The organism is Candidatus Saccharimonadales bacterium, assembly GCA_036397795.1.
Classification (GTDB): Bacteria; Patescibacteriota; Saccharimonadia; order Saccharimonadales; family DASWIF01; genus DASWIF01.
The window spans coordinates 1-21825 of record DASWIF010000043.1; the positions used below are offsets into that span (position 1 = coordinate 1).

Consider the following 21825-nt stretch of genomic DNA (forward strand, 5'->3'; position numbering starts at 1 on the left):
CCTTGTTCACAGCTCGTGCTTGGAGGTCTTTGAGCAGCCAGCCGTCGCCCTTGTCACTTCCATCCATCCCAAACCAGATAGTATCATTGGAAAATATGTTGTGATCCGGCATGGCGCCAAGAGTTTTGCCATCAATTGCGAAAACGATTTTGCCATTTTCCCGTTTAAAGTTTACGATGACATCATTTTTTAAATTGACGTTGTAACTTCGTATATCCATTGGTGATGACGAGTTACCATCCCAGATACGTGCTTCAATGCGACTGGCGGATACATCAATTCGTAAACTTGGTCTTTCTTGGCGCCACTCATCGTAAATAACGGGCACCTGTCCATAAAGTTGCAAAGACGCACCATCTTCCATACCTTGCATTATTGCCTTTATTTCAAAGTCCCCGGAAATTTCCAAGTGCGGACCGCGCACGTATACTGGTGGGTTAAGCTGAGCGGCAGACCCATCCTGGTGGATAATACTTTGGTTGAGCGGTGTTATCTGTACGCCATTCGTTTTAACCGTTGCGCCAGATAAATGCGACCAGTCATAGTCAGATAACAAACTTCCAAAGCCATTACCTTTATTTGATTGACTGAAGGAAAATGCCAATACGGATAGAAGAGCTATAGTAATTAAGAATCCTAGCTTCCTCATACAAGCAGTTTCTTCCAATCATGAAAAGATGGCAAATTTTGCAGAGGTGGCGAATATGAAAAAGGACTCTGTTAGAGTCCAAAACTTTTGCTTGGTAGCGGGGGCAGGATTCGAACCTGCGACCTTGTGGTTATGAGCCACACGAGCTGCCACTGCTCCACCCCGCGCCGATACCCCAAAAATCCGCTTGACTGGGATTTGATGAGGGCCCTCAAGGAGCAAAGAAACTAATTGCTTTTTTCCTTAAAACATAACTGCTCTTTAGCAGAAATTAGGCATGTATCACGGTAGCAACCACTACATCTGTTGTCAACCGTAACCAATAAAGTCAATTGATTGGTTTATGTAGAGTGGCTGAGGTTTTTAAAGCGGTGGGTCTTAGGTGTTATGTTTTTCTAAGATTTCATATATATTTAGCATCATAGTGAGTGAAGCCTTACCGGTATTTGATAACCCAACGATAGAATCGCATAGGCGATTACCCCAAGACCTGCCAATCATGGCACTTCCTGAATATGCTACCAACTCGATCGAGTCTGGCTTTGATGGCCGTTAATAATGCGCCAGTTGTATGAACAAGGAAGGGCCGACAGCCAAACTGAGGTTTATTTAGTGGTGTTTCGTTCCAGACTGTTAGCTGGTGCCGATATACATAAGTTGCTAAAAGACGACGAGGCGGCCCATTTTGAAGCCTCGCAAGCACCAGGCTACATCACTTACTTTAAAGGCGCGGCAGACACTGACGGCAATAATCTATCCTTTTGTTTATGGCAGAGTCAGAATTCAGCCAGGGAAGCCGCTTTTGGTGAGAAACATAAGTTGGCAGCCGGAAACGTCAGCGAGGCGTATGCATATTTCAGTTTACAAAGGTACTTTGTCAGTCAAGCCCAGGACGGAGACGTTGTCTTTATTCCCGCTTAAGTTAAATAATCGGTCAAGGCTATTTTTTAGAGTTTTGCACACAAGGTATAATTAGATTGCTAAAAAGCAGGGGAGTAGTATGGCTAAGAAAATCATAGGACTGCTATTGGTAATATTGATCGCTGGCGGTGCGGCCATTTGGGTCATGGGTGATGACGATAGCGATAATAACGCAGGTGATTTATTAGACAACACTAGCCAGTCCTCACAACCTGAACCCGATGAGCAAGTAACTGAGGATGAAACTCAAGATGAATCACAGCTGGCAAATAACACCACCGAATTTATAGTCAATGCCGACGACAACGGCGCAGATGTCATGAGGGTCAAGATTACCAGGGGCAAGACCATAAAAATTACCTTTAACGTTAGTCAAAACGGTACTTATCATGGCGGGCTACAGTTTAAGAGCGATGTCGTCTCGACCGGAGCGATTGCACCCGGTGATTCCGAAACCGTTACCTTTACGGCCGACCAATCTTTTGATTTTGTCCCTTATTGGTACGCGGGGCAAGTCAAAAAAGACTACGTGATATCGATTGAGGTGGAGTAGATTTAAAATTGAGCACCCTACCTTGCCGGGAGAAGCTGCCTTTTAAAACAAAGTCGGAGGCCGAAGGGGCGGCGGTTACCGCCAGGCATCGCTACGGCGGTGACAAGGCCAAAGTTTATCATTGCCAGCATTGTAGTTATTGGCACTTGGCGAAGAACCACGATTAGCTGGTAATTGAATTAAGTCAAAAAAGCGGGTTAAATCAGGACCGATAACTATCAGGCAATTTTGGCGCAGGCCACACGGACAGCTTCCGACCAGGTCGGAAAAGCGTGGACGGTGTCAACGATAGCTTGGGCCGTTAAACCGTGCTGAATCGCTAATGCTAGCTCATGTATCATCTCTCCGGCACGGGGCGAGACAATAGCGGCGCCGAGCAAAATCCCCTGTTTGTCTGCCAAAACCTTAACGAAGCCGATATCGTTATCGGCTGTGTTGGCTCGTCCAATGACTGATACAGCAGCGGCACCGACTTGGTAATTAATTTTCCTCGACTTGAGTTCGTCTTCGGTTGCCCCCACTCCAGCTGCTTCCGGCGCGACGAACGTAACGCGCGGTATGGCGTGGTATAGGGCCTTGATCCACTCACGTTTGGGTCGAAACATGTTATAAGCCGCAATTCGGCTTTGGTAAGAAGCTACGTGGGTAAACATCATTTTGCCGGTCACATCACCGGCGGCGTAAATATGCGGCGAGCTAGTTTGCATGAAATCATTGACCTTTATACCGTGCTTATCGTATTCGACCCCGGCATTTTCCAGGCCTAGATCGGTATGGGGTACCTTACCAGTAGCGACTAAGACTTCATCGACCTTTACTGATTGGATTTTGCCACTTGTCCGAAAATAAACAGTCTTCTTGCCGGCCTTAGCCTCAATCTTTACGACTTCGGTCGAGATGTGAACGTTAATGCCGTTTTGGTGCTCAAATACCGCCTGAATCAACTCGCCCACTGCGGCGTCCTCCTTCGTGAGTAGACGCGGCGCGAAATCGGCAATAGTCACTTTGGTACCGAATGTGGCAAATAGCTCGGCAAATTCACAACCAATAGCGCCTCCGCCGATAATAAAAACACTTTTTAACGGCTTGGTCAGATCAATCGCATCGCGGTAAGTTATAAAGCCCGATTCGGACAAACCTTCGATTGGCGGAATAAAATTGCTGGTGCCAGTTGCCACTAAGAATTTTTTGGCCGTGAAGCGGCGCTGGCCAGTGCTGATCTCGTGCGGAGATATGAAATGAGCATGACCACTAATAACAGCAATTCCATCGGCGCTGTAGGCTCGTTCACCGTCGGCCGTGCCAGTTCGTTTAACGGCTAAGTCTTTCCATTTTTTTATAGCCGGATAATTAAAATTGAGAGCCGATACTTTTATGCCAAACTTTTTAGCCTCAGTGGCACTACGGTAGAGCTCGGCGGCTTGGAGCAATGCCTTGGTTGGTACACAGCCAAAATTCGGACATTCACCGCCGACGGTATCGTCCTCAACAATCGCAACTTTATGACCCGCGCGGGCAGATAAATGCGCGGCGACACCGCCGCCGGCGCCAGATCCGATGGCAATTAGATCATAGTCGTGCACCCGTTGGGCCTTGGGCATTAGCGATGCCACTCCCGGTGATTTAGGTACATATAGGCAGCGTTGGCGTTATACGGCCGGAAATGTTTAGCGGCGATTCGTCGAATATCGTGGGCCGTGACCTCGTGTTTATTTTTTAGCCAGTCATCGACATGCGCCACGACTTTTTCTGCTACTAACTCAGCTTCGCCAGTCGTAGCCCTAACCGATAAACAGGCGGCATAGACACTGGCATAAAGCTTGCGAGAATCGTACTCTTCAGTGTGGCCTTGTCTTTTGACGACGTGTTTCATAACCTACCCAAAATTAATAGTGCCGTTAGCAATTAGTATTAGTATCCAGCCGAGCGAGGCCAGCAACAGGCCCATAAACAAGCGCATCGTGCCTTTGCTTTCTTCCTTCCACTTGGCTACAGAACTGATCTTTGAGCCGCCAGCCACCATGACCAGAATTACTATTAGCGGCGCGATGAATATTAAGTTGTAAAGCACCATCAGCATTAAAGCCTGGAAATCGAAATTGATTCTTAAGATAGTGATAATGGCTAAATATGGCGCTCCGGTGCACGGCAGTTCGACCGCCGCTACGAAAGCGCCCAAAAACATGACGCCCACAATTGATTGTTTGGATTTTGAATACTCATGAATCTTATTGGCGAAATAGGTGGGAATTTGCAGCGAAAATCCTTTTCCGTACCAAAAATAATCCTTTATCTCCAACACGCCGGCCAACATCACCAGCCCGCCGACGAAAATTGACAAGTATTCCGCCCAGACAATTGGAATCTCACTAAAGAAATAAACCAACCCCAAGCCAGCCGCCAGGTAGGTGATAAAGATCGCTGTGACATAAGCTCCGCCCAACGCCAATAACCGCTTGGTTGATCCCCCGCCGCCCAGCACCACCGATATCATCAAAATCAGGACTCCAATTGCACACGGATTGATCGAGTCAATGGCGGCCGAGCCGATTACGAGACCCAGCGTTGGCAGGTCTAGCATCTAGAGTTCCTCCGAGGGTTCGACTAAGTTGGAATTCGGGTCGGTTAGCGGATAGTTTAACTGGCGGGCTTGGCAAATTGAACGTTCGTGAGGCAAAACCCCAAATTGTTCGCAGCGGTCAACATCCCTGATCCCGTATTGTTCGCAAAGTTTGTCAGTTTGATCATTGACCGGTCCGAACTCGACGATAATACAGTCGCCTGGCGGCACATTTGGCTCGCGGGCAATCGTGTAGTTCTGCGGCTCGGCCAGTTTTTGTTGAGCGTAGGTATCGGTTTCCTCGTCGTACTTATAAACATATACCTGGACTTCAGACGGAGCATCGCCGCAGGTTTGACCGTTGATAAAACGAGCGAATCGACCGTCGTTAGTGTTAAGCATAAACCTTTCGAGTTGACTTGCATTAAGGTCTGACGGGCCGTCTCCATCGGTTTCGTCTTCGTAAATCCCACCTTCATCATTTAGCGGAACTACCAAAGCCGAGCCGGTCACGGTGCCATCGATGACATGGAAGAATTTACCCAAGCTGGCATCGTTTGTTTCGTCAACTACCACGCCTTCAAGATGAACCCGCCGATCGTTATGCTCGTGCAGCGTCGACGTACCAACTTTGTTGGACAGAAACTTGTAAGGATTCTTAAGCTCAAGCTCGTTGCCACAGGCCCAAATTTCAAAATCAGCATGCCAGTGAACCGGCCCGCCGGAATCTGAGGATGCGTTAAGATAAATCGTGGCGGCTCCTAAAAAGCTGATTGAACCGATCATAATCGTGGCCATGGCGATGAAAATGGGCAACTTAAACTTTTTTTGGCGGTCTTTTATAAAGGACGCTATGACAGTGAGAACTATCAATCCCACAGCGGAATACAGCACAAGGTTGATGGAGACCGAGCCAATGCGGCCTTCCAAGTCGTCTTCTGGTACGAACAAGTTATCAATTCCCTCACGGGCAGATTGCGCGAACAAAACCAATCCACTAACTAGGTTACCCACGGCCGGTCATTCTTTTCTTAGCATTCACGTTCAATTTATCATATACTAAACATAAGCGTCAAAACAGAGGAAAATGGTGGGAAAAGTCGAATACTATCGTCAGCCAGTGCCTGATATTGCCAATGAACTTGAGGTGGATACAACCCAAGGGCTCTCACTAGCTGAAACTCGGACTCGGCTGGCGAAATTTGGCCCCAATCGACTAGAAGCAGCCAAAAAAATAAACCCACTTAGATTGTTTTTAAGCCAGTTTAACGATGTGTTAATCATCGTTTTAATAATCGCGGCGGCGGTCTCGTTCGGTCTGAGTTTTGTCGAAGACGAGGGCGGTGTGACCGAGTCGCTGTTGATTGTATTTATAGTTTTAGCGATCGCTGTAGTCGGCTTTCTAAATGAATATAAAGCCGAGCGAACGGTCGAAGCATTGATGAAATTAGTTGGTCATAAGGCCAAGGTTCGGCGTGGCGGCCAGGTTGAAGAAGTCGATTCGGCCGAGCTCGTACCGGGCGATATCGTCTTGCTGGAAGAAGGCATGAAGGTCCCGGCTGACATCCGGTTGGCACAAGTTAAAAACCTGATGGTTAACGAAGCCAGTCTGACCGGCGAATCGGTACCAGTCAGTAAAAATACTTTCGCGATTGATAAGGCCGCTACGCTAGGCGATCAAAAAGGCATGGTATTTTCCGGTACGATTATCGCGTCGGGTACGGCCGAGGGCATTGTAGTAGCCACTGGACAATCAACCGAAATTGGCAAAATCGCCGGGTTAGTCAGCGAGGTTGAAGAAGAACTAACCCCGATGCAGAAAAAACTTGATGATCTTGGCCGCAAAATCGGCGCCGTCATATTAGCAATTAGCATACTGGTTTTTATTATTATCTTCTTTTTAGATAAGGACATAGTTGATGCAAACCTGCTGCAACGATTAATACTAGCCTTTACGGCGGCAGTGGCGCTGGCGGTGGCCGCTATTCCAGAGGGCTTGGCATTTGTAGTTAGAATCTCATTGGCTTTTGGCGCTCGTCGGATGGCGTCAAAAAACGCCCTCGTCAGGAAACTCAGCGCGGTTGAAGCGCTGGGCAGCACCGATGTTATTTGTTCGGACAAGACCGGGACACTAACGCGCGGCGAAATGACAGTTCGCTCTATCTGGTTTGAAAACATGTCTTATGAAGCCGAAGGGTCGGGCTACGAGACTGAGGGCGGGTTTACGTTTAACGGCAAACCGGTCGAGCCGAAGGCGATTTTACCACTGTTAAGAATTGGTGTTCTTAATAATAATGCGCGACTTAAGGACAAAGCCATTCTGGGTGATCCGACTGAAGGGTCGTTAATCGTATCGGCCGCCAAAGCCGGACTGGATCAAGCCGAGCAAAATGCCAAGTTTCCGCGCGTTGACGAGATACCGTTCAATAGTTCTCGGAAAATTATGAGCACTATTCATAAAACCGCTCGGGGTTATTTAGTGACTACCAAAGGCGCCGTGGACGTCTTGCTTAATAAGTGCGATCGAATTTATCACGGTGGCAAAATCAAAAAGTTAGATAAAGCCATGAGAGCCGAGATCTTAGCCGCCAACTCAGATATGGCTAAGCAGGCTTTGAGGGTCTTGGGCTTTGCTTATAAAGAACAAACGGCTCAACCAAACGCAAAATCGGCCGAGACAAAATTGGTTTTTGTCGGTTTGCAGGGCATGATGGACCCGCCCCGGCTGGAGGTCAAAGAGGTTATGCACCGGGTGCATGCCGAAGCCGGTATGAGGGTAATCATGATTACCGGTGATTTTATTGATACTGCCCAAGCCGTGGCGGAAGAAATCGGTATCACAGGAGACGCTATTTCCGGTACCGAACTAGACGAGCTGACCCAGCCGGAATTTGAAACACGGGTGGAAAAAATAGCCGTCTACGCCCGAGTTAATCCGGAGCATAAGATTCGGATTATCCAGGCGCTAAAAAAACATGGCCACCAGGTTGCAATGACCGGCGATGGCGTTAATGATGCGCCAGCGATCAAGGCGGCCGATATCGGCATAGCCATGGGGATTACCGGTACTGATGCCTCGAAAGAGGCCGCCGATTTAATATTGCTCGACGATCAGTTCTTAACAATTATCAACGCTATTGAAGAAGGCCGCGGGATCTTTGACAACGTGCGGAAGTTTGTCAATTACCTGCTCAGCGCCAATATCGCCGAAGTACTGACCATCTTAGGCGGCGTTGTCTTTTTAGGCCACTTAGCCTTAACAGCCGCGCAGCTGCTGTTTATTAACATTGTGACTGATGGACTGCCGGCAATCGCCCTGGGTTCGGACCCGGCCGAACGAGGCATTATGCGGTTTAAGCCCCACCGGTTCCAAGAAGCCATTATTACTAAGCGGGTCTGGGTGGAAATGCTGGTTTTCGGAGCGCTGATGACGGTGATTTTGTTAGGCCATTTTTGGTGGATTGGCGGGCATCAGCACGAACTTGTGCGCGGCACTGCGGTAGCTTTTACGGCTATGGTTATCTACGAAATGGTCAGGCTTATTGGCATCCGATCAGATTATAAGATCCGCTGGTTTTCCAATCCTTGGTTAAGTGTCGCAATCCTTGCCTCTTTTGGACTACAGCTAGTCGTGCTGTATTTCTCGCCGCTGGCCCAAGTCTTTAAGGTTCAGCCGATTCATGGCATTGACTGGTTGATTATCGGTTTGGGATCGGTTTTTCTGATTGTGGTTATGAAACTATTAACGCCGTTGCTCAATAAAACATTTACCGAAACAAAGCCCCAGTATTCAGTCGAGCATTATGAACTGGCCTAAGATCAGTATATTGACAAATATCTAATAAAATGCTAATATTTAATAGTCAAATAAATTAAAACAAACAGGAGCAACCCTTATTATGGCCTTAGGAATAGGCAGCCTGAAGAAAAAGACTGATGCTAAAGACAAGAAGTCGTCTAAGAAAAGCTCAGCCAACGACGAAGCCGCTGATCTCTTGAAGAAAATGGATGAGAAAGCCGCTGCTGGCGATTGTCCTTTTTGCTAAATTTGAAAACCCAGGCAACCTTCCAATCAAACAAGGACATCGAATCCGGGTTTAGTCGGTTGTAAATAGCAATTCGGATAAAAGTCCGATTAGTTTAAGAGCGGGACAAAGACGAAACCGTAGTGTTCTTCGCTCTTTATTCGCCCAAATGGATCTTTGACAATTTTAAATAGACTGTTTTTTACTGGCACGACCATTTGGCCCGGCGATTTTAACTGCTTTATGAGTTCGTCAGGTATACTATCGGCCGACGCCGAAACCAAAATCCTGTCGTACGGCGCGGCTTTGACATAACCGAGGCGGCCGGGAGTATAGTGAATGGTAGCTTGTCTAAGTTTCATTTTTTCAAGGCGGTTTTGGCCCAATCTGACCAAACCGGATTTAATTTCTGTACCGACAATCCGACCATCGACACCAACGACTGTCGCTAAAAGCGCCGTTGTCCAACCCGAGCCGCTGCCGACATCCAATATATTTTGGCCGGCTTTGGGCTGAAGCAGTTCCAGCATGATGGCCACGGTTGTCGGCTGTGAAATAGTTTGACCGTGTCCAATATCGAGCGGAAAATTGCCGTATGCTTGATCTATTAGGGCTGGCGGTACGAACTGGATTCTGTCAATTGATTTGAAGGCCTTAATCAAGTGAGGGGATTTGAGTGTCCCGGCACGGACTAAGCCATCAACTAAGTCGGGATAAGATGAGTAGTGATTGGTCCAAAACGCCATAACTATATTTTAATACTCGCGTCCAGCCGGTTGCCGGTTTGTGCCGAATAACTTAAGCGTTATAATTAAAACCGACGTGGAAGAATCAAACATTCCCCCGCAACCAATTAAGCCGGAATCAATTCCGCCCGCTAAAAAGCCCCGTCCGGCAAAGCAAACGCTACTGCTGTGGCTATTAATTGTTCTGCTGGCCAGTAGCAGCGGAGTTTTTGCCTATCTTTACTTCACTAACTCTGACTCAACCGCCAATCCGGCTGATCAACCCACGGCGGAATCAGATCAACCCGGCGCGGAAATGACATCAACTGGCAGCCCTAGTCTCTACCAGGCCGAGGTCGGCAAGTTTTCACTAACTCTGCCGGTTGGGTATTACGTGATAGAGAAAATTGACGGCGGTTTTGAGGGCGGACCGGTGACCTCGATCGTTATTGGCCAGGTGGATGAAGAGGTTAATAATCTTATTCATTCCAGTGCGGCTCAAGAGTTTGAAATTATCGCTTTGCCTTTAACCTCAACCGGTGCTACTACTTTGGCTGAATATGGCGCCTCGACCAGTTTTGGCAGCAGCGAACTATCAACCCAGCTTGAGAATACGACGTTTAGCGGGGTAGACGCGTTGGTGTACCGACAGGATGGCTTATTTACTACGACCCACTTGGCCTTTATCAATGCCGCTGTGGCCTACAGCGTGTCATTTGTCGGTTCGTCACCCGCCGACAACGATCTCTACGCCGTGGTCGAGGAGGCATTTAGCTTCGACTAACGGTCTTTATTGCAATTTCTTATAAAGCGAGCCGGTAAGAATTAGTGTTATAACGCCTGTGCCAAGCAGTATGAATGGGTTGTCGGCCAGTACGTCAGCTCGGTCGATTAGGTGTTCAAAACCATAAAATGTGGCGACCAAACCGAAAGTGCCAAGCAGGGTGAAGAGCAACGGAAAACGGGTAAACGCCGCTTGGCGTTTGGTGTCAATTTTTTGAACCAATTGTTTTTCTTTGTTAAGAAAGGCCTTTTCTTTGTCGATCAGAGGATGGTTTTTAATGGGTTCCATGAATATAATTATAGCCTGAATACCGGCCAGCTTAAGCCAATTATGATTTGGTAGCAGGGGCGAGGATTGAACTCGCGACCTCAGGCTTATGAGTCCTGCGCTCTAACCAGCTGAGCTACCCTGCCTTAGCCGCGAGGTAACTATAACAAACAATCCACCCCTTTTAAATCGGTTGGGCTGCCGGGGATTGATTAGCGGCGGTTTCTACTGCAAAATAGCTGATAGTATGTCCGAGGCTAGCCCAAAACCAGACCGGCCTAATGCCCATGACAATTTCCGTGCCAGGCGGATAGACGATGAGATGCGTCGTGTGATTGGTTTTGTCGGCCCGGAGAAACTCGAAGCGTGGTTAAACGGATCGAACGATGGGGATTCGCGTGAAATAATCCGCCAGATTACACCCTCGATCCAGATTCTTAATGAGGATGGTTTTCTGGGCCCGCTGCTTTGGCACATTGACAGAACCAGATTCTACGTACTTGGTCATCATGACGACGGCAGCTGGACTTATGGTTTGGAGCCGGAGCCAGGTGAGCCGCACGAGCCAATACCGCTTCATGGCAAGCAAAAGCCTGTCGATGACTGGACGGAACGTGAAATTGCGTTATTTAAGGATTTAATCAGGAGTCTGCAAGCGTACGGAAATCAGGTACCGGCCGGAGCCGTCCACCGATCAATTGGGCCAATGCCAAAAGGCCCGGCCACTAAAGACGTTAGCTCAGATTTAGTGTGATTGTTCTACTTGGCGGCCGGGCTGATACAATCTCGTAGAATGAGATCGATAGACCTAAAGGCTAACATATACATCGTTGCCGTTTCCGGCGGCGTGGACTCGGTAGTACTGTTGGACCTTTTGAGCCGCCAAACCGAACTTGAATTAATAGTGGCTCATTTTGACCATGGTATCCGGGTCGATTCGGGCCGAGATCGGCAATTTGTGTCCAGCCTGGCGAAGAAATACAAACATAAATTTGAATCAGCCGAAGGTCAGCTTGGTCCCGACGCTTCCGAAGCCAAGGCCAGGGCGGTGCGCTATAAGTTTTTAAAACAAGTAAAGTCCAAACACCGCGCCGTCGGAATTGTTACCGCACATCACCAGGATGACATCATTGAGACCGCCATTATTAACTTGATAAGAGGAACCGGGCCGAAAGGCCTGAGTGCCTTAAAGTCTTCGCCGGCTCTTATCCGCCCGTTGCTTAATTGGACTAAGGCCGACATCATCAAATATGCTCGCCGAGGGCAACTGTCGTGGCGAGAAGACCCAACCAATCAAGACACTAGTTATTTGAGAAATTACATTAGACGGATATTGATACCCAAATTAACCCAGGCCGATGCGAATTGGCGGCCAAAATTTCTGTCGGCAATTGAGATCAACCGGGACTTAGGCCGGGAAATTGAACCGCTTATTAAAAGTATTGCGGCCGATAATATCAGGCTGGGCGCCAATCAGGCCAAGATGGCTAGATCTTGGCTAGTGGGGCTGCCAGGGCTGGTAGGACGAGAAATGATTGCTCATATGATACGCGCCGTCGATAAAAAAGTCAGAATTGATCGGCGCTCGATTACCGCCGCTTGGCAGTTTGCTAAAACGGCGCGGAGCGGCAAAACCAAACTGCTTGGCAAAACCACCGTCATGACGATTAATAATGGCGAGGTTTTAGTCGGAACCAAGGCACCGTCTTAAAAACGATGGGCTTTTTAAGTATAATTGCCTGGTCATGAATCCAATGAGCAGCGGCCGTAACGGTGGTCCGAAACGAATGAGGAATTTTGGTTTCATCGCTTTAATAGCGGTGTTTGCCCTAATAGTGATTGCGCTGGGCAACCCCAGTACGCAACTCGAACAGATTCCCTTTACGGAAGTTATCTCCAAAGCCAACAACGGTGAAATCGAGTTGATTACTCTTAAGGGCGATGAATTGACTATCACGCCTAAAGGTTCGGAAGAGCCAAAGTTCAAATCGATCAAGGAATCCGGTACCAGTTTGAATGAGCAGGGTCTGGATATCACTAAAACCAACGTCAGCATTGAACAACCCTCCGATGCCGGTTCGTTTGTTTTTCAGCTGCTGATATCATTCTTGCCGGTGTTGATTATTGTCGGCGCCTTGCTGTTCATGATGCGTCAGGCCCAGGGGCAGGGCAACCAAGCATTGTCGTTTGGAAAAAGCCGGGCCAGAATATTTGGCGGTAACGAGAAGGAGAAAATTGACTTTAATGATATCGCCGGCAACCTGGAAGCCAAGGAGGATTTGCAGGAAGTCGTGCAGTTTTTGAAATTTCCAAAAAAATTCCGTGACGTCGGCGCCAAAATCCCCAAAGGTGTGTTGTTGATTGGCCCGCCGGGAACCGGAAAAACCATGTTGGCTCGGGCGGTTGCTGGCGAGGCCCAAGTGCCGTTTTTTAGTATTTCCGGTTCAGAATTTGTAGAAATGTTTGTCGGCGTCGGTGCTAGTCGGGTGCGAGACTTATTTGCCAAAGCCAAGAAAAATGCGCCGTGCATTGTATTTATCGACGAGATTGACGCTGTCGGTCGCCGCCGTGGTTCGGGCATGGGCGGCGGACACGACGAGCGGGAGCAGACTCTAAATCAGATTCTGGTCGAGATGGATGGCTTTGAAACCGGCACGAATGTAATAGTGCTGGCCGCCACCAACCGCTCAGACGTGCTTGATCCGGCGTTGCTCCGTCCCGGACGGTTTGATCGTCGAGTAAATATCAGTTTGCCAGATAGAAAGGACCGACAGGCAATCTTGGAGGTTCATTTTAAAGACAAGCCGACTCAAAAAGACGTTAACTTAGACTCACTGGCCGGTAAAACGGCTGGCAGTAGCGGCGCGGACCTTGCTAATATCGCCAATGAAGCCGCAATCGTGGCTGCTCGGGACGACCGTAAATCGATTACTAACAAAGACGTGACGGCCGCGTTTGAAAAGGTCGCCATCGGGCCGGAGAGAAAAAACAAAGTTATGAGCGAAAAAGAAAAAGAAATCACCGCTTACCACGAAGCCGGCCATGCGATCGTTGGTCACGTGTTGCCGGACAGTGATCTGGTGCACAAGGTGACGATCATCCCCCGCGGCGGAACCGGCGGAGTCACCTGGTTTATCCCTCCGGCAGATAAAAGTTATCATTCGGTAGTTGAATACAAGGATATCTTGGCTCGGATGCTGGGTGGCCGGGTAGCGGAAAAATTGGTCTACGGCATCGATCACGTTACGACCGGAGCCGGTAATGACCTGCAAAAAGCCACCGAACTGGCGCGAGAAATGGTGATCGAGCAGGGGATGGGCAACCGACTGAGGGATCAGGTTTTTCACGACACCAACGATGGGATGATGTTTGATCGGATGGTGCACCAGCGGCCATATTCGGAGGATACCGCCAGGGAAATCGACAAAGAAGTCGAACAGATAATTAAAGAAGCGGCCCACCGGGCGGAAGAGACAATCAAGGCCAACATGGACCCGCTGAAGCGCCTAATGAGTGAACTGCTGGAAAAAGAAACCCTAGAGGATGATGAAGTTAAAAAAATATTAGTGGACACCAAACTGCCAGCCAGTGTCAAACTGTATTAAATATCTTGTCTTGAAAATTTAAGCTGGCCCTTAGCCGGCTTTGTTAGCAGCCAAGCATTTATTGCTGATAGTTTAATTATATAATTTAGGCGATTTCTCCCCAGTACTGGGCAGTAACAAGCTATTTCAAAAGGCGTTTACTCTCGTATACTAGCTTTAGGAATATGCAAACGAAAAATCCAGTTAAAAGACTACTTAACCGGGCTAACTCACAATTTTCGGTAGCTACGGCGGCGACAATCCTGGCGGCTTCGACCTTGGTCTCGAGCTTGCTTGGATTACTGAGAGAGCGCTTGTTGTTGACCAATTTCGGTATTAGTTCGGAAGTCGACGCCTATAAAGCGGCTTTTACCGTGCCGGACTTTATGTTCATGCTACTAGTGTCCGGCGCATTGAGCGTGACTTTTATCCCGGTTTTTGCCCGACGAGCAGCGGCGGGTAATTGGCGATCAGCCTGGCAGCTATCAAATAGTCTGCTTAACTTGATGGCGATTATTACCGGCTTTACCAGCATATTTATTATTATCTTTGCTGATGGGCTAGTCCGCTATGTCGTTGCGCCAGGACTCGATCCGTCGACCCAAGCCTTAGCGGTGGACATGATGCGCTTAATTGCCTTAAACCCGTTGTTGTTTGCTGTCTCCAGCGTGTTGACGAGTATCCAGCAGGCCGTTGGCCGGTTCTTTTTCTACGCGCTGGCACCATCGCTATATAACATCGGTATTATCTTTGGAATTTTATTTATTGCTCCCAACGTTGGAATTATCGGTGTAGCTATCGGCGTTTTAATCGGCTCATTCATCCAGCTGATCACAAGCATAGTTGGTATGGTTGGATCGGGTTATAGCTACTCACCGACAATAAACTGGAAGAACCTCGGATTTAAGAAAGTGCTGTCGCTTCTACCGGCTCGCTCGCTGGATCAAGGTGTCGACTATATCAACATCATGGTCGAGACTAACCTAGCTTCCCGTCTCAAGGAGGGAGCTATCACGGCCTACCAAACGGCCTTTACGCTCCACATGGTGCCGATAACCTTAATCGGCGTGGCAATTTCAACCGCTGCCTTTCCGCGCTTGAGTGAGCGACTGGCCCAAAACCGCACTGATTTATTTAAAAAAGATCTCACGGCTGTGCTTCGGGCGATAGTTTGGCTGGTGTTACCGACGGCCGTGATTGCATACTTCGGGCGGGGTTATCTCGTGAGGCTGCTGGTAGCCGATGGTAACCCGACGATTTCCGCGCTGTTAGGTATTTTGGTTATCGCCATCGCATTTAGAAGCATTTTCCACCTTTTTACCCGTAGTTACTACGCCCAGCAAGACACAAAAACTCCGCTGTATATTTCTTTAGTGGCCATCGGGCTGAATATTGCCCTAGCTATTTTCTTAGCGCGGCCTTCGGCCTACGGTATTTTTGGGTTGGCCCTAGCCCAGTCAATCGCCGCTGCTTTTGAGGCCATTCTGCTGATCGTCGTCCAGGTTCGACGGGTCAAAGGCCTGATAACCAGCGATCTGGTCGACGGTTTACTAAGGATGATATCGGCCAGTGGTCTGACGGCTTTTATTACCTACCTGACGATCGCGTACGTATTACCGCTTCGGGCCAGCGATGTCGGTTTCTTCGCCTTGGGGCCGAAGTTCGGACTTATCGTGCTGGTATCATTTAGCTTTTATGTCCTGTTTAGTCACCTGTTCGGCATCAAAGAGTCTAGGCCGGTAATTAGTCGGATTAAAGACTTTTTATTCAAACCTGTCAGAACCATTTGAGTCCTCTGATACAATTTGTCGAATGGATCAAAGGCAGATTCGCAATTTTTGTATCATCGCCCACATAGATCACGGCAAAAGTACGCTGGCGGATCGGCTACTTGAATTAACCGGGACGGTCGAACGACGGCTAATGAAAGACCAGTTGCTTGACCAGATGGACTTAGAGCGGGAAAAAGGCATCACCATCAAGCTCCAGCCGGTCCGGATGCAGCATATGGGCTACGAGCTTAATCTGATCGATACACCCGGTCACGTTGACTTTAGTTATGAGGTTTCGCGTAGTTTAGCGGCTTGCGAGGGGGCCTTGCTGGTAGTAGACGCAACCCAGGGGATCCAAGCTCAAACCTTGGCTAACGTTTATCTGGCGCTGGCGGCCGATTTGGTCATCATCCCGGTGATCAACAAAATCGATCTGCCGGCGGCGGAAAGCGCACGGGTAACGGCTGAACTTATGACATTACTTAATTGCCGTAAAGAAGATGTTTTAGAAGTTTCAGCTAAGACGGGAGCCGGTGTAGATCAGATTCTGGAAGCAGTCATTAAACGAGTGCCGCCGCCAACTGGCCAGCCGTCCCAGCCGACCCGCGGCTTGATTTTTGATTCTCAGTTTAACGAATATCGCGGTGTGATCTTGTACGTTCGGCTGGTTGACGGCGCAGTATCAAAAAATGACGAATTGAAAATGCTGGCGACTGGCGCTTTGGCCCAGGCGTTGGAAGTTGGCCGGCTAACTCCGGAATTGAGAGCGGAAGCGAAACTTTCAAGTGGTGAAATCGGCTACATCGTGACTAATTTAAGAAGCGTTGATCAAGCCAGGGTTGGCGATACCGTGACACGCAAAGCCCAACCGGCCGAGTTGGCCCTACCGGGCTATCAAGAAGTTAGGCCATTTGTCTACGCCGGACTTTTTCCTGCCAGCAGCGCTGACTACCAAGCGCTAAAAGACGCGCTGGAAAAACTGGCCCTAAACGACGCGGCCTTACAATTCTCGCTTGAAAACTCTCAAGTCTTGGGCTCTGGTTTTAGGGTCGGCTTTTTGGGTTTGTTGCACATGGAGATCGTGCAGGCGCGCCTGGAGCGAGAGTATGGTTTGGAACTGGTAATTACCAATCCATCGACCGATTATCAGTTAAAGTTGACGACTGGTGCGGAAATAACAATAAAAAACGCCGCCGACTTGCCCGATACCAGCGCCATCGAATTTATCAAGGAACCTTGGATTGAAGGCGAGATCGTTACGCCGAAAGACTACATAGGACAGGTTATCCAACTGGTTGTAAACGCCCGCGGGCAACAAAACCATATCGATTATATCGATGACCGATTGGCAATAATTAAATTTGAATCACCACTAACCGGCGTGCTAACGGATTTTTTCGATAACTTGAAGAGTGCGACTAGCGGATACGGATCATTTAGTTATGAATTAAAGGATTATCGGCGAGAGGATCTAGTCAGGCTAGACGTGTTGATAGCCGGTGAGCGCGTTGATGCGCTCAGTGTCATGGCTCACCGGTCCGAGGCCGATGCTATCGGCAAAAACATGGTCAAGCGACTCAAGGATATTATTCCGCGTCAACTATTTGAGGTTAGCTTACAAATTGCCATCGGCGGCAAAATTATTGCGAGAGAGGACATTTCGCCGTTAAAGAAAAATGTCACGGGCCACCTCTACGGCGGTGACGTCTCACGCAAGAAAAAATTGTGGGCCAAACAAGCCAAGGGTAAAGCCAGGATGAAAAAATTCGGTAAAGTCGACATTCCCCCCGAAACTTTCATGGTTATGCTCAAAAAAGACTAGTATTATATTGCAAGGGTATAAGGAACAGCCAATGTTATCCGATGAGCTGATACGAAAGGCAAAAGAATATCTACCGACTGACACGGCTAGGCAGGTCACGTCCGGCACTAAATTGTTGCTGGTAGCCGGTCCGGCTGGCTCTGGCAAAGACGCGATTATCAAAGAACTGGTCAAAGATCCCAGCTATACCTACATCGTTTCTCATACTACGAGACAACCCCGGACTGGCGAGGTTAACGGCCGTGACTACTACTTCATCGGACTTAAAGAGATGGAGAAAATGATTGATGAGCAACGTTTTGTTGAAGCTGAGGCGATTTATGGCGAGTATATATCGGCCACCAGCCTGGCTGAACTTAAGCGGATACAGGAAGAGGGCAGCATAGGCGTAACCGATATCGATGTTTACGGCGTGAAGACGTATATTGATTTAAATTCCAACACAAAAGCTGTGTTTATTTTGCCACCCAGTTATGAAGAGTGGATGCGGCGGCTGGCAGAACGTGGTTCGGGCGAAGACCAGGAAGCCTTGCACCGGCGACTAGAAGATGCCCAAACCTGGCTGGAAAAGGCGCTTAGTGCCGGCTATTTTCGATTCGTTATAAATACCGATATCAAGCAGGCCAGCGCCGACGTTAGGGATTACGCTGAATCAGATCGGATTCAGCAGGGTGGCGCCGACGACACCAGGCTGGAACACGCCTGGCATGTATTGGGCGAATTAAAACAGCAGCTGAATTCATAAGCGGTTGAAGGCGGACCAAAAAGTCGCCAGAGAGAATTGTTTAGCACTCTTGACTTGTGAGTGCCAAACCGGCTATAATTACAGTTATTAGCACTTAAGCTAGGAGAGTGATAGTTTAGTGACCGAGCGCCAAGCCGCCATCCTTGCGGCCATCGTTGAGCAGTATGCCGAAGTTATGTCTCCAGTCGGGTCCGTGACCCTGGCTAAGCTCTTTAACGCCTCTTCCGCTACAATTCGGGCCGAAATGGCCAAGCTGGAGGAAATGGGCTATGTTACCCATCCGCATACTAGCGCTGGCCGTATTCCGACCGACCAAGGCTACCGCTGGTTTGTTAACAGTTTAGGCGAACAAGACAAGGTTGGTGCCCCGACCATCAATCGCAGTGCGAGAGCGATTGATACCAGAGTTAGAAATGCTGGTGAACCGGATCAAGCTATTAGATCGGCTGTCCGTTCACTGGTTGAACTGACACAAAACGTTGGCCTGGCGACCATTGGGCCGTCGCTTTATGTTAGAGGTTTTGCCAGCTTGTTTGACCAGCCTGAACTGATGAACTTCACTTCGGCTCGAGAGGTCGCCAGCTTGCTAGATAACCTTGAGCCCTGGCTGAAAGAAGCCGGACTTAACCAGCCCCTAAGCGTTTATATCGGGCGGGAAAACCCGATTGGTAAAAACAGCGGCTGTACGCTAATCATCTCTCGGTTTAGATCACCTTACTCTGATGAAAGTTATATCGGGGTTCTAGGCCCGACCAGACAGGATTACCGGACAGTTATTAACCTGGTTAGACACACCGGTCGGATGTTAGAAACCGTTCTCAATTAGAATGAAGAAATCGACCAAACTCACCAGATCCAGTCCCGTCGCCCAGCTTGAAGCCAAGGTTGCGGAATTGACTGACGATCTCCAGCGAGCCCGCGCTGACTTCATCAACTATAAGCAAAGGGCCGAGGTCGACAAGCATCGCTCAGTTCAGTTTGGCCGGGAGTCAGCTGTCATGTCGTTATTACCGATAATTGATAATATCGAACGCGCTCTTTCGCATCTTCCACCAGAGCTTAAAAGTAACGAGTGGGCTCAGGGTGTTAAGTCGATCGCCAAGCAGTTGCAGGATTCGCTTAAGGGTGTGGGTGTTGAAAAGATTAACTCGATTGCCCAACCGTTTGATCCCAACTTGCACGAGGCCATTGAGCTAGAAGACGGTACTGGCCATAAAGAAACAGTGGTGGAGGAGCTTCAACCCGGCTATACCATGGACGGCGAGGTCATTCGTCACGCGATAGTTAAAGTTAAGAGGGGTAAGTAATGGAAAGCGCCGACCCAAGGTACTATGAGGCTATCGAGGATGTTCGCCAGACACTAGATCAACCGGTGATTGACAGATTATCAGAGCGACCAACTGATCCAGCCGATGCCCTTGAAGACACTGGTGAACTAGAAAAAATTATCATTAACGCAGCTCGTAAGAAATACGAAGGCAAGGAGAATTAGGCAATGGGTAAAGTTCTAGGAATCGATTTAGGTACGACAAACTCGGCCATGGCCGTTATGGAAGGCGGCAAGCCGGAAATCATTACCAATAAAGAAGGCAACCGCACTACCCCGAGCGTCGTCGCCATTAATAAAGGCAAGGAGCGCTTAGTGGGCGAGGTGGCCAAGCGCCAACGGGTGACCAATCCCGAAAATACTATCTTTGGGGTCAAGCGGTTGATCGGGCGCCGGTTTGAAGACAAGGAAGTTCAAAAGGATATCGATTTGATGCCGTATAAGATCGTTAAGAGCGGTAAAAGCGGCGTTAAAGTCAGACTAGGCGATAAAGACTACAGCTCGGAAGAGATCTCCGCTATGATACTTAGCAAAATCAAAGCCGACGCCGAGGCCTACCTTGGTAGCGATGTGACCGAAGCTGTCATTACGGTGCCAGCCTATTTTGACGATTCGCAGCGCCAAGCCACTAAAGACGCCGGTAAGATTGCCGGTTTGGAGGTCAAGCGCATCATAAACGAGCCTACGGCCGCCGCGCTAGCCTACGGGTTGGATAAGGCAGGCGATGAAAAAATTGCGGTTTTTGACCTCGGCGGCGGTACTTTTGACGTTTCAATTCTGGAACTCGGCGACGGCGTTTTTGAAGTTAAAAGCACTAATGGTGATACCCATCTAGGGGGCGAAGACTTTGATATGGCCGTGGTGAACCATCTGCTCGCCGAATTTAAGAAAAACAGTGGTATCGATCTTAAGGACGATAAATCGGCTATGCAACGCCTCAAGGAAGAGGCCGAAAAAGCTAAAAAAGAACTCTCGACTACAACTGAAGTTGACATTAACCTACCGTTTTTGACGGCTGACGAAAACGGTCCCAAACACTTTGAGCTCAAACTTAGCCGGGCGACACTCGAGTCGTTGGTAGCCAGTCTTATCAAAAAGGTTGAAAAGCCGGTCAAGGATGCCCTCAAAGACGCCAAACTAACCGCCAAAGACATCAACAAAGTGATTCTAGTTGGCGGTATGACCCGGATGCCGGCCGTTCAAGCCAAGGTCAAGGAACTATTTGGCCAGGACCCTGAACAAGGCGTAAATCCGGACGAAGTTGTCGCCATCGGTGCTGCCATCCAAGGTGGCGTTCTGGCGGGCGACGTTAAAGATGTGCTGCTGCTAGACGTTACTCCATTAAGTTTAGGGATTGAGACGCTAGGTGGCGTTATGACCAAGCTGATTGACCGCAATACCACTATTCCGACCAGCAAGTCCGAAGTATTTTCAACGGCAGCTGACAACCAGCCGCAAGTCGAAGTCCACGTGCTTCAAGGTGAGCGGGAAATGTCAGCTGACAACAACACGCTCGGCCGGTTTGTACTAGACGGAATCGCACCGGCCCCCAGAGGCGTGCCGCAAGTCGAAGTCAGCTTTAATATTGACGCGAATGGAATTTTAAACGTTACCGCTAAAGACAAAGCGTCAGGTAAAGAACAATCAATCACAATCAAAGACTCGGGGAACCTCGACAAAGAGGCGATTGAAAAGGCCCAAAAAGAAGCCGAAGAACACGCCGAGGAAGACAAAAGAAAACGGGCCGCGATTGACGCTAAGAACTTGCTTTCAACGGCAATCTACTCCGCTGAAAAAATGAAAGATGACTACAAAGACAAGTTAAGCGACGAAGATAAGCAAGTTATCGATGAAGCTATTGTTGAGGCCAAGAAGCACGAGTCGGCCGACGACAAGGAAGCGCTGGAGAAAGCTGCTAAGGGACTTAACGACAAAATCATGCCGATCGGCGCCAAACTGTACGAAGCAGCTGATGCCAAAAAGGACGAAGAGGCTGACAAAGCCGATGAAAAGAAGGATACTAAGTCCAAGAAAAAGGGAGACGACGCCGTCGAGGGCGAAGTAGTCGATTCGTAGTTGGTATATGGTAGC

General features: G+C 48.8%; 22 protein-coding genes and 2 tRNA genes. 15 read left to right on the top strand and 9 right to left on the bottom strand.

Annotation, left to right across the window (positions count from 1 at the left end):
* Together VGA08_02780 and VGA08_02785 are read right to left on the bottom strand one after the other, a co-directional pair.
* Window positions 1–649, bottom strand: a 649-nt coding sequence (locus VGA08_02780; GenBank protein ID HEX9679520.1) for a hypothetical protein, incomplete at its 3' end; no start/stop codon positions are given.
* 92 nt (window positions 650–741) lie between these two features.
* Window positions 742–816: transfer RNA gene (locus VGA08_02785), tRNA-Met, on the bottom strand.
* 391 nt (window positions 817–1207) lie between these two features.
* On the opposite strand from VGA08_02785, the gene VGA08_02790 reads away from it, so the two are divergent.
* Both VGA08_02790 and VGA08_02795 read left to right on the top strand, forming a co-directional pair.
* On the top strand, window positions 1208–1570 hold the full coding sequence (locus tag VGA08_02790) for a hypothetical protein (GenBank protein ID HEX9679521.1): 363 nt from the start codon (window positions 1208–1210) through the stop codon (window positions 1568–1570).
* A 79-nt stretch (window positions 1571–1649) separates the two neighbouring features.
* Complete coding sequence (locus VGA08_02795) at window positions 1650–2123, top strand: hypothetical protein (GenBank protein ID HEX9679522.1); 474 nt, start codon at window positions 1650–1652, stop codon at window positions 2121–2123.
* A 218-nt stretch (window positions 2124–2341) separates the two neighbouring features.
* On the opposite strand, the gene VGA08_02800 is transcribed toward VGA08_02795, so the two are convergent.
* The 4 genes from VGA08_02800 to VGA08_02815 are packed head-to-tail and all read right to left on the bottom strand — an operon-like array spanning window position 2342 to window position 5697.
* On the bottom strand, window positions 2342–3736 hold the full coding sequence (locus VGA08_02800; protein HEX9679523.1) for an NAD(P)/FAD-dependent oxidoreductase: 1395 nt from the start codon (window positions 3734–3736) through the stop codon (window positions 2342–2344).
* A complete protein-coding gene (locus VGA08_02805) occupies window positions 3724–3996 on the bottom strand; it encodes an ATP cone domain-containing protein (GenBank protein ID HEX9679524.1) in 273 nt (90 codons plus the stop codon). The genes VGA08_02800 and VGA08_02805 overlap by 13 nt, the downstream gene beginning before the upstream one ends.
* Window positions 3997–3999: 3 nt before the next feature.
* Window positions 4000–4704, bottom strand: a complete 705-nt coding sequence (locus VGA08_02810) for a hypothetical protein (GenBank protein HEX9679525.1) — start codon at window positions 4702–4704, stop codon at window positions 4000–4002.
* Window positions 4705–5697 (bottom strand): hypothetical protein, encoded by a 993-nt coding sequence (locus VGA08_02815; protein HEX9679526.1) that lies wholly within the window; start codon window positions 5695–5697, stop codon window positions 4705–4707.
* A 73-nt stretch (window positions 5698–5770) separates the two neighbouring features.
* Between VGA08_02815 and VGA08_02820 the strand changes: the two genes are divergently transcribed.
* Both VGA08_02820 and VGA08_02825 read left to right on the top strand, forming a co-directional pair.
* A complete protein-coding gene (locus VGA08_02820) occupies window positions 5771–8500 on the top strand; it encodes a cation-translocating P-type ATPase (GenBank protein HEX9679527.1) in 2730 nt (909 codons plus the stop codon).
* 82 nt (window positions 8501–8582) lie between these two features.
* Window positions 8583–8729 (top strand): hypothetical protein, encoded by a 147-nt coding sequence (locus VGA08_02825; protein ID HEX9679528.1) that lies wholly within the window; start codon window positions 8583–8585, stop codon window positions 8727–8729.
* An 89-nt stretch (window positions 8730–8818) separates the two neighbouring features.
* Here the strand turns inward: VGA08_02825 and pcm are convergent, their stop codons facing one another.
* Window positions 8819–9454, bottom strand: coding sequence for a protein-L-isoaspartate O-methyltransferase (gene pcm, locus VGA08_02830; protein ID HEX9679529.1), 636 nt, complete (start codon window positions 9452–9454; stop codon window positions 8819–8821).
* A gap of 76 nt (window positions 9455–9530) precedes the next feature.
* On the opposite strand from pcm, the gene VGA08_02835 reads away from it, so the two are divergent.
* The gene (locus VGA08_02835; GenBank protein HEX9679530.1) at window positions 9531–10217 is read left to right on the top strand and encodes a hypothetical protein; all 687 of its coding nucleotides are present in this window, start codon (window positions 9531–9533) and stop codon (window positions 10215–10217) included.
* Window positions 10218–10223: 6 nt separating this feature from the next.
* Here VGA08_02835 and VGA08_02840 read toward each other — a convergent pair whose 3' ends face one another.
* Window positions 10224–10505, bottom strand: a complete 282-nt coding sequence (locus VGA08_02840; GenBank protein HEX9679531.1) for a hypothetical protein — start codon at window positions 10503–10505, stop codon at window positions 10224–10226.
* A gap of 48 nt (window positions 10506–10553) precedes the next feature.
* Window positions 10554–10630: transfer RNA gene (locus tag VGA08_02845), tRNA-Met, on the bottom strand.
* 101 nt (window positions 10631–10731) lie between these two features.
* Here VGA08_02845 and VGA08_02850 point away from each other — a divergent pair.
* From VGA08_02850 to dnaK, 10 genes are all read left to right on the top strand, one after another.
* The gene (locus VGA08_02850) at window positions 10732–11238 is read left to right on the top strand and encodes a hypothetical protein (protein ID HEX9679532.1); all 507 of its coding nucleotides are present in this window, start codon (window positions 10732–10734) and stop codon (window positions 11236–11238) included.
* Between the two features lie 39 nt (window positions 11239–11277).
* A complete protein-coding gene (gene tilS, locus VGA08_02855; protein ID HEX9679533.1) occupies window positions 11278–12195 on the top strand; it encodes a tRNA lysidine(34) synthetase TilS in 918 nt (305 codons plus the stop codon).
* 34 nt (window positions 12196–12229) lie between these two features.
* The gene (ftsH, locus tag VGA08_02860; GenBank protein HEX9679534.1) at window positions 12230–14089 is read left to right on the top strand and encodes an ATP-dependent zinc metalloprotease FtsH; all 1860 of its coding nucleotides are present in this window, start codon (window positions 12230–12232) and stop codon (window positions 14087–14089) included.
* Between the two features lie 164 nt (window positions 14090–14253).
* A complete protein-coding gene (murJ, locus tag VGA08_02865) occupies window positions 14254–15858 on the top strand; it encodes a murein biosynthesis integral membrane protein MurJ (protein ID HEX9679535.1) in 1605 nt (534 codons plus the stop codon).
* Window positions 15859–15880: 22 nt separating this feature from the next.
* Window positions 15881–17662: a translation elongation factor 4 gene (gene lepA, locus VGA08_02870; protein HEX9679536.1), complete on the top strand. Its 1782-nt coding sequence runs from the start codon at window positions 15881–15883 to the stop codon at window positions 17660–17662.
* Between the two features lie 31 nt (window positions 17663–17693).
* Window positions 17694–18407, top strand: a complete 714-nt coding sequence (locus tag VGA08_02875; GenBank protein HEX9679537.1) for a hypothetical protein — start codon at window positions 17694–17696, stop codon at window positions 18405–18407.
* A 118-nt stretch (window positions 18408–18525) separates the two neighbouring features.
* Window positions 18526–19233 (top strand): transcriptional regulator, encoded by a 708-nt coding sequence (locus VGA08_02880; protein HEX9679538.1) that lies wholly within the window; start codon window positions 18526–18528, stop codon window positions 19231–19233.
* Between the two features lies 1 nt (window position 19234).
* On the top strand, window positions 19235–19714 hold the full coding sequence (locus VGA08_02885; protein HEX9679539.1) for a nucleotide exchange factor GrpE: 480 nt from the start codon (window positions 19235–19237) through the stop codon (window positions 19712–19714).
* Window positions 19714–19899, top strand: coding sequence for a hypothetical protein (locus VGA08_02890; protein HEX9679540.1), 186 nt, complete (start codon window positions 19714–19716; stop codon window positions 19897–19899). Before VGA08_02885 ends, VGA08_02890 begins: the two co-directional genes overlap by 1 nt.
* A gap of 3 nt (window positions 19900–19902) precedes the next feature.
* Window positions 19903–21810 (top strand): molecular chaperone DnaK, encoded by a 1908-nt coding sequence (gene dnaK, locus VGA08_02895; GenBank protein HEX9679541.1) that lies wholly within the window; start codon window positions 19903–19905, stop codon window positions 21808–21810.
* Window positions 21811–21825: the final 15 nt, after the last annotated feature.

What these genes read in the sequence shown, in the direction of transcription:
- VGA08_02820 (HEX9679527.1), top strand. Translation starts at nt 5,771, where the DNA reads ATGGTGGGAAAAGTCGAATACTATCGTCAGCCAGTGCCTGATATTGCC.
- tilS (HEX9679533.1), top strand. Translation starts at nt 11,278, where the DNA reads ATGAGATCGATAGACCTAAAGGCTAACATATACATCGTTGCCGTTTCC.
- VGA08_02875 (HEX9679537.1), top strand. Translation starts at nt 17,694, where the DNA reads ATGTTATCCGATGAGCTGATACGAAAGGCAAAAGAATATCTACCGACT.
- VGA08_02825 (HEX9679528.1), top strand. Translation starts at nt 8,583, where the DNA reads ATGGCCTTAGGAATAGGCAGCCTGAAGAAAAAGACTGATGCTAAAGAC.
- dnaK (HEX9679541.1), top strand. Translation starts at nt 19,903, where the DNA reads ATGGGTAAAGTTCTAGGAATCGATTTAGGTACGACAAACTCGGCCATG.
- VGA08_02790 (HEX9679521.1), top strand. Translation starts at nt 1,208, where the DNA reads ATGCGCCAGTTGTATGAACAAGGAAGGGCCGACAGCCAAACTGAGGTT.
- pcm (HEX9679529.1), bottom strand. Translation starts at nt 9,454, where the DNA reads ATGGCGTTTTGGACCAATCACTACTCATCTTATCCCGACTTAGTTGAT.
- ftsH (HEX9679534.1), top strand. Translation starts at nt 12,230, where the DNA reads ATGAATCCAATGAGCAGCGGCCGTAACGGTGGTCCGAAACGAATGAGG.
- VGA08_02890 (HEX9679540.1), top strand. Translation starts at nt 19,714, where the DNA reads ATGGAAAGCGCCGACCCAAGGTACTATGAGGCTATCGAGGATGTTCGC.
- murJ (HEX9679535.1), top strand. Translation starts at nt 14,254, where the DNA reads ATGCAAACGAAAAATCCAGTTAAAAGACTACTTAACCGGGCTAACTCA.
- VGA08_02810 (HEX9679525.1), bottom strand. Translation starts at nt 4,704, where the DNA reads ATGCTAGACCTGCCAACGCTGGGTCTCGTAATCGGCTCGGCCGCCATT.
- VGA08_02885 (HEX9679539.1), top strand. Translation starts at nt 19,235, where the DNA reads ATGAAGAAATCGACCAAACTCACCAGATCCAGTCCCGTCGCCCAGCTT.
- VGA08_02795 (HEX9679522.1), top strand. Translation starts at nt 1,650, where the DNA reads ATGGCTAAGAAAATCATAGGACTGCTATTGGTAATATTGATCGCTGGC.
- VGA08_02850 (HEX9679532.1), top strand. Translation starts at nt 10,732, where the DNA reads ATGTCCGAGGCTAGCCCAAAACCAGACCGGCCTAATGCCCATGACAAT.
- VGA08_02840 (HEX9679531.1), bottom strand. Translation starts at nt 10,505, where the DNA reads ATGGAACCCATTAAAAACCATCCTCTGATCGACAAAGAAAAGGCCTTT.
- VGA08_02805 (HEX9679524.1), bottom strand. Translation starts at nt 3,996, where the DNA reads ATGAAACACGTCGTCAAAAGACAAGGCCACACTGAAGAGTACGATTCT.
- lepA (HEX9679536.1), top strand. Translation starts at nt 15,881, where the DNA reads ATGGATCAAAGGCAGATTCGCAATTTTTGTATCATCGCCCACATAGAT.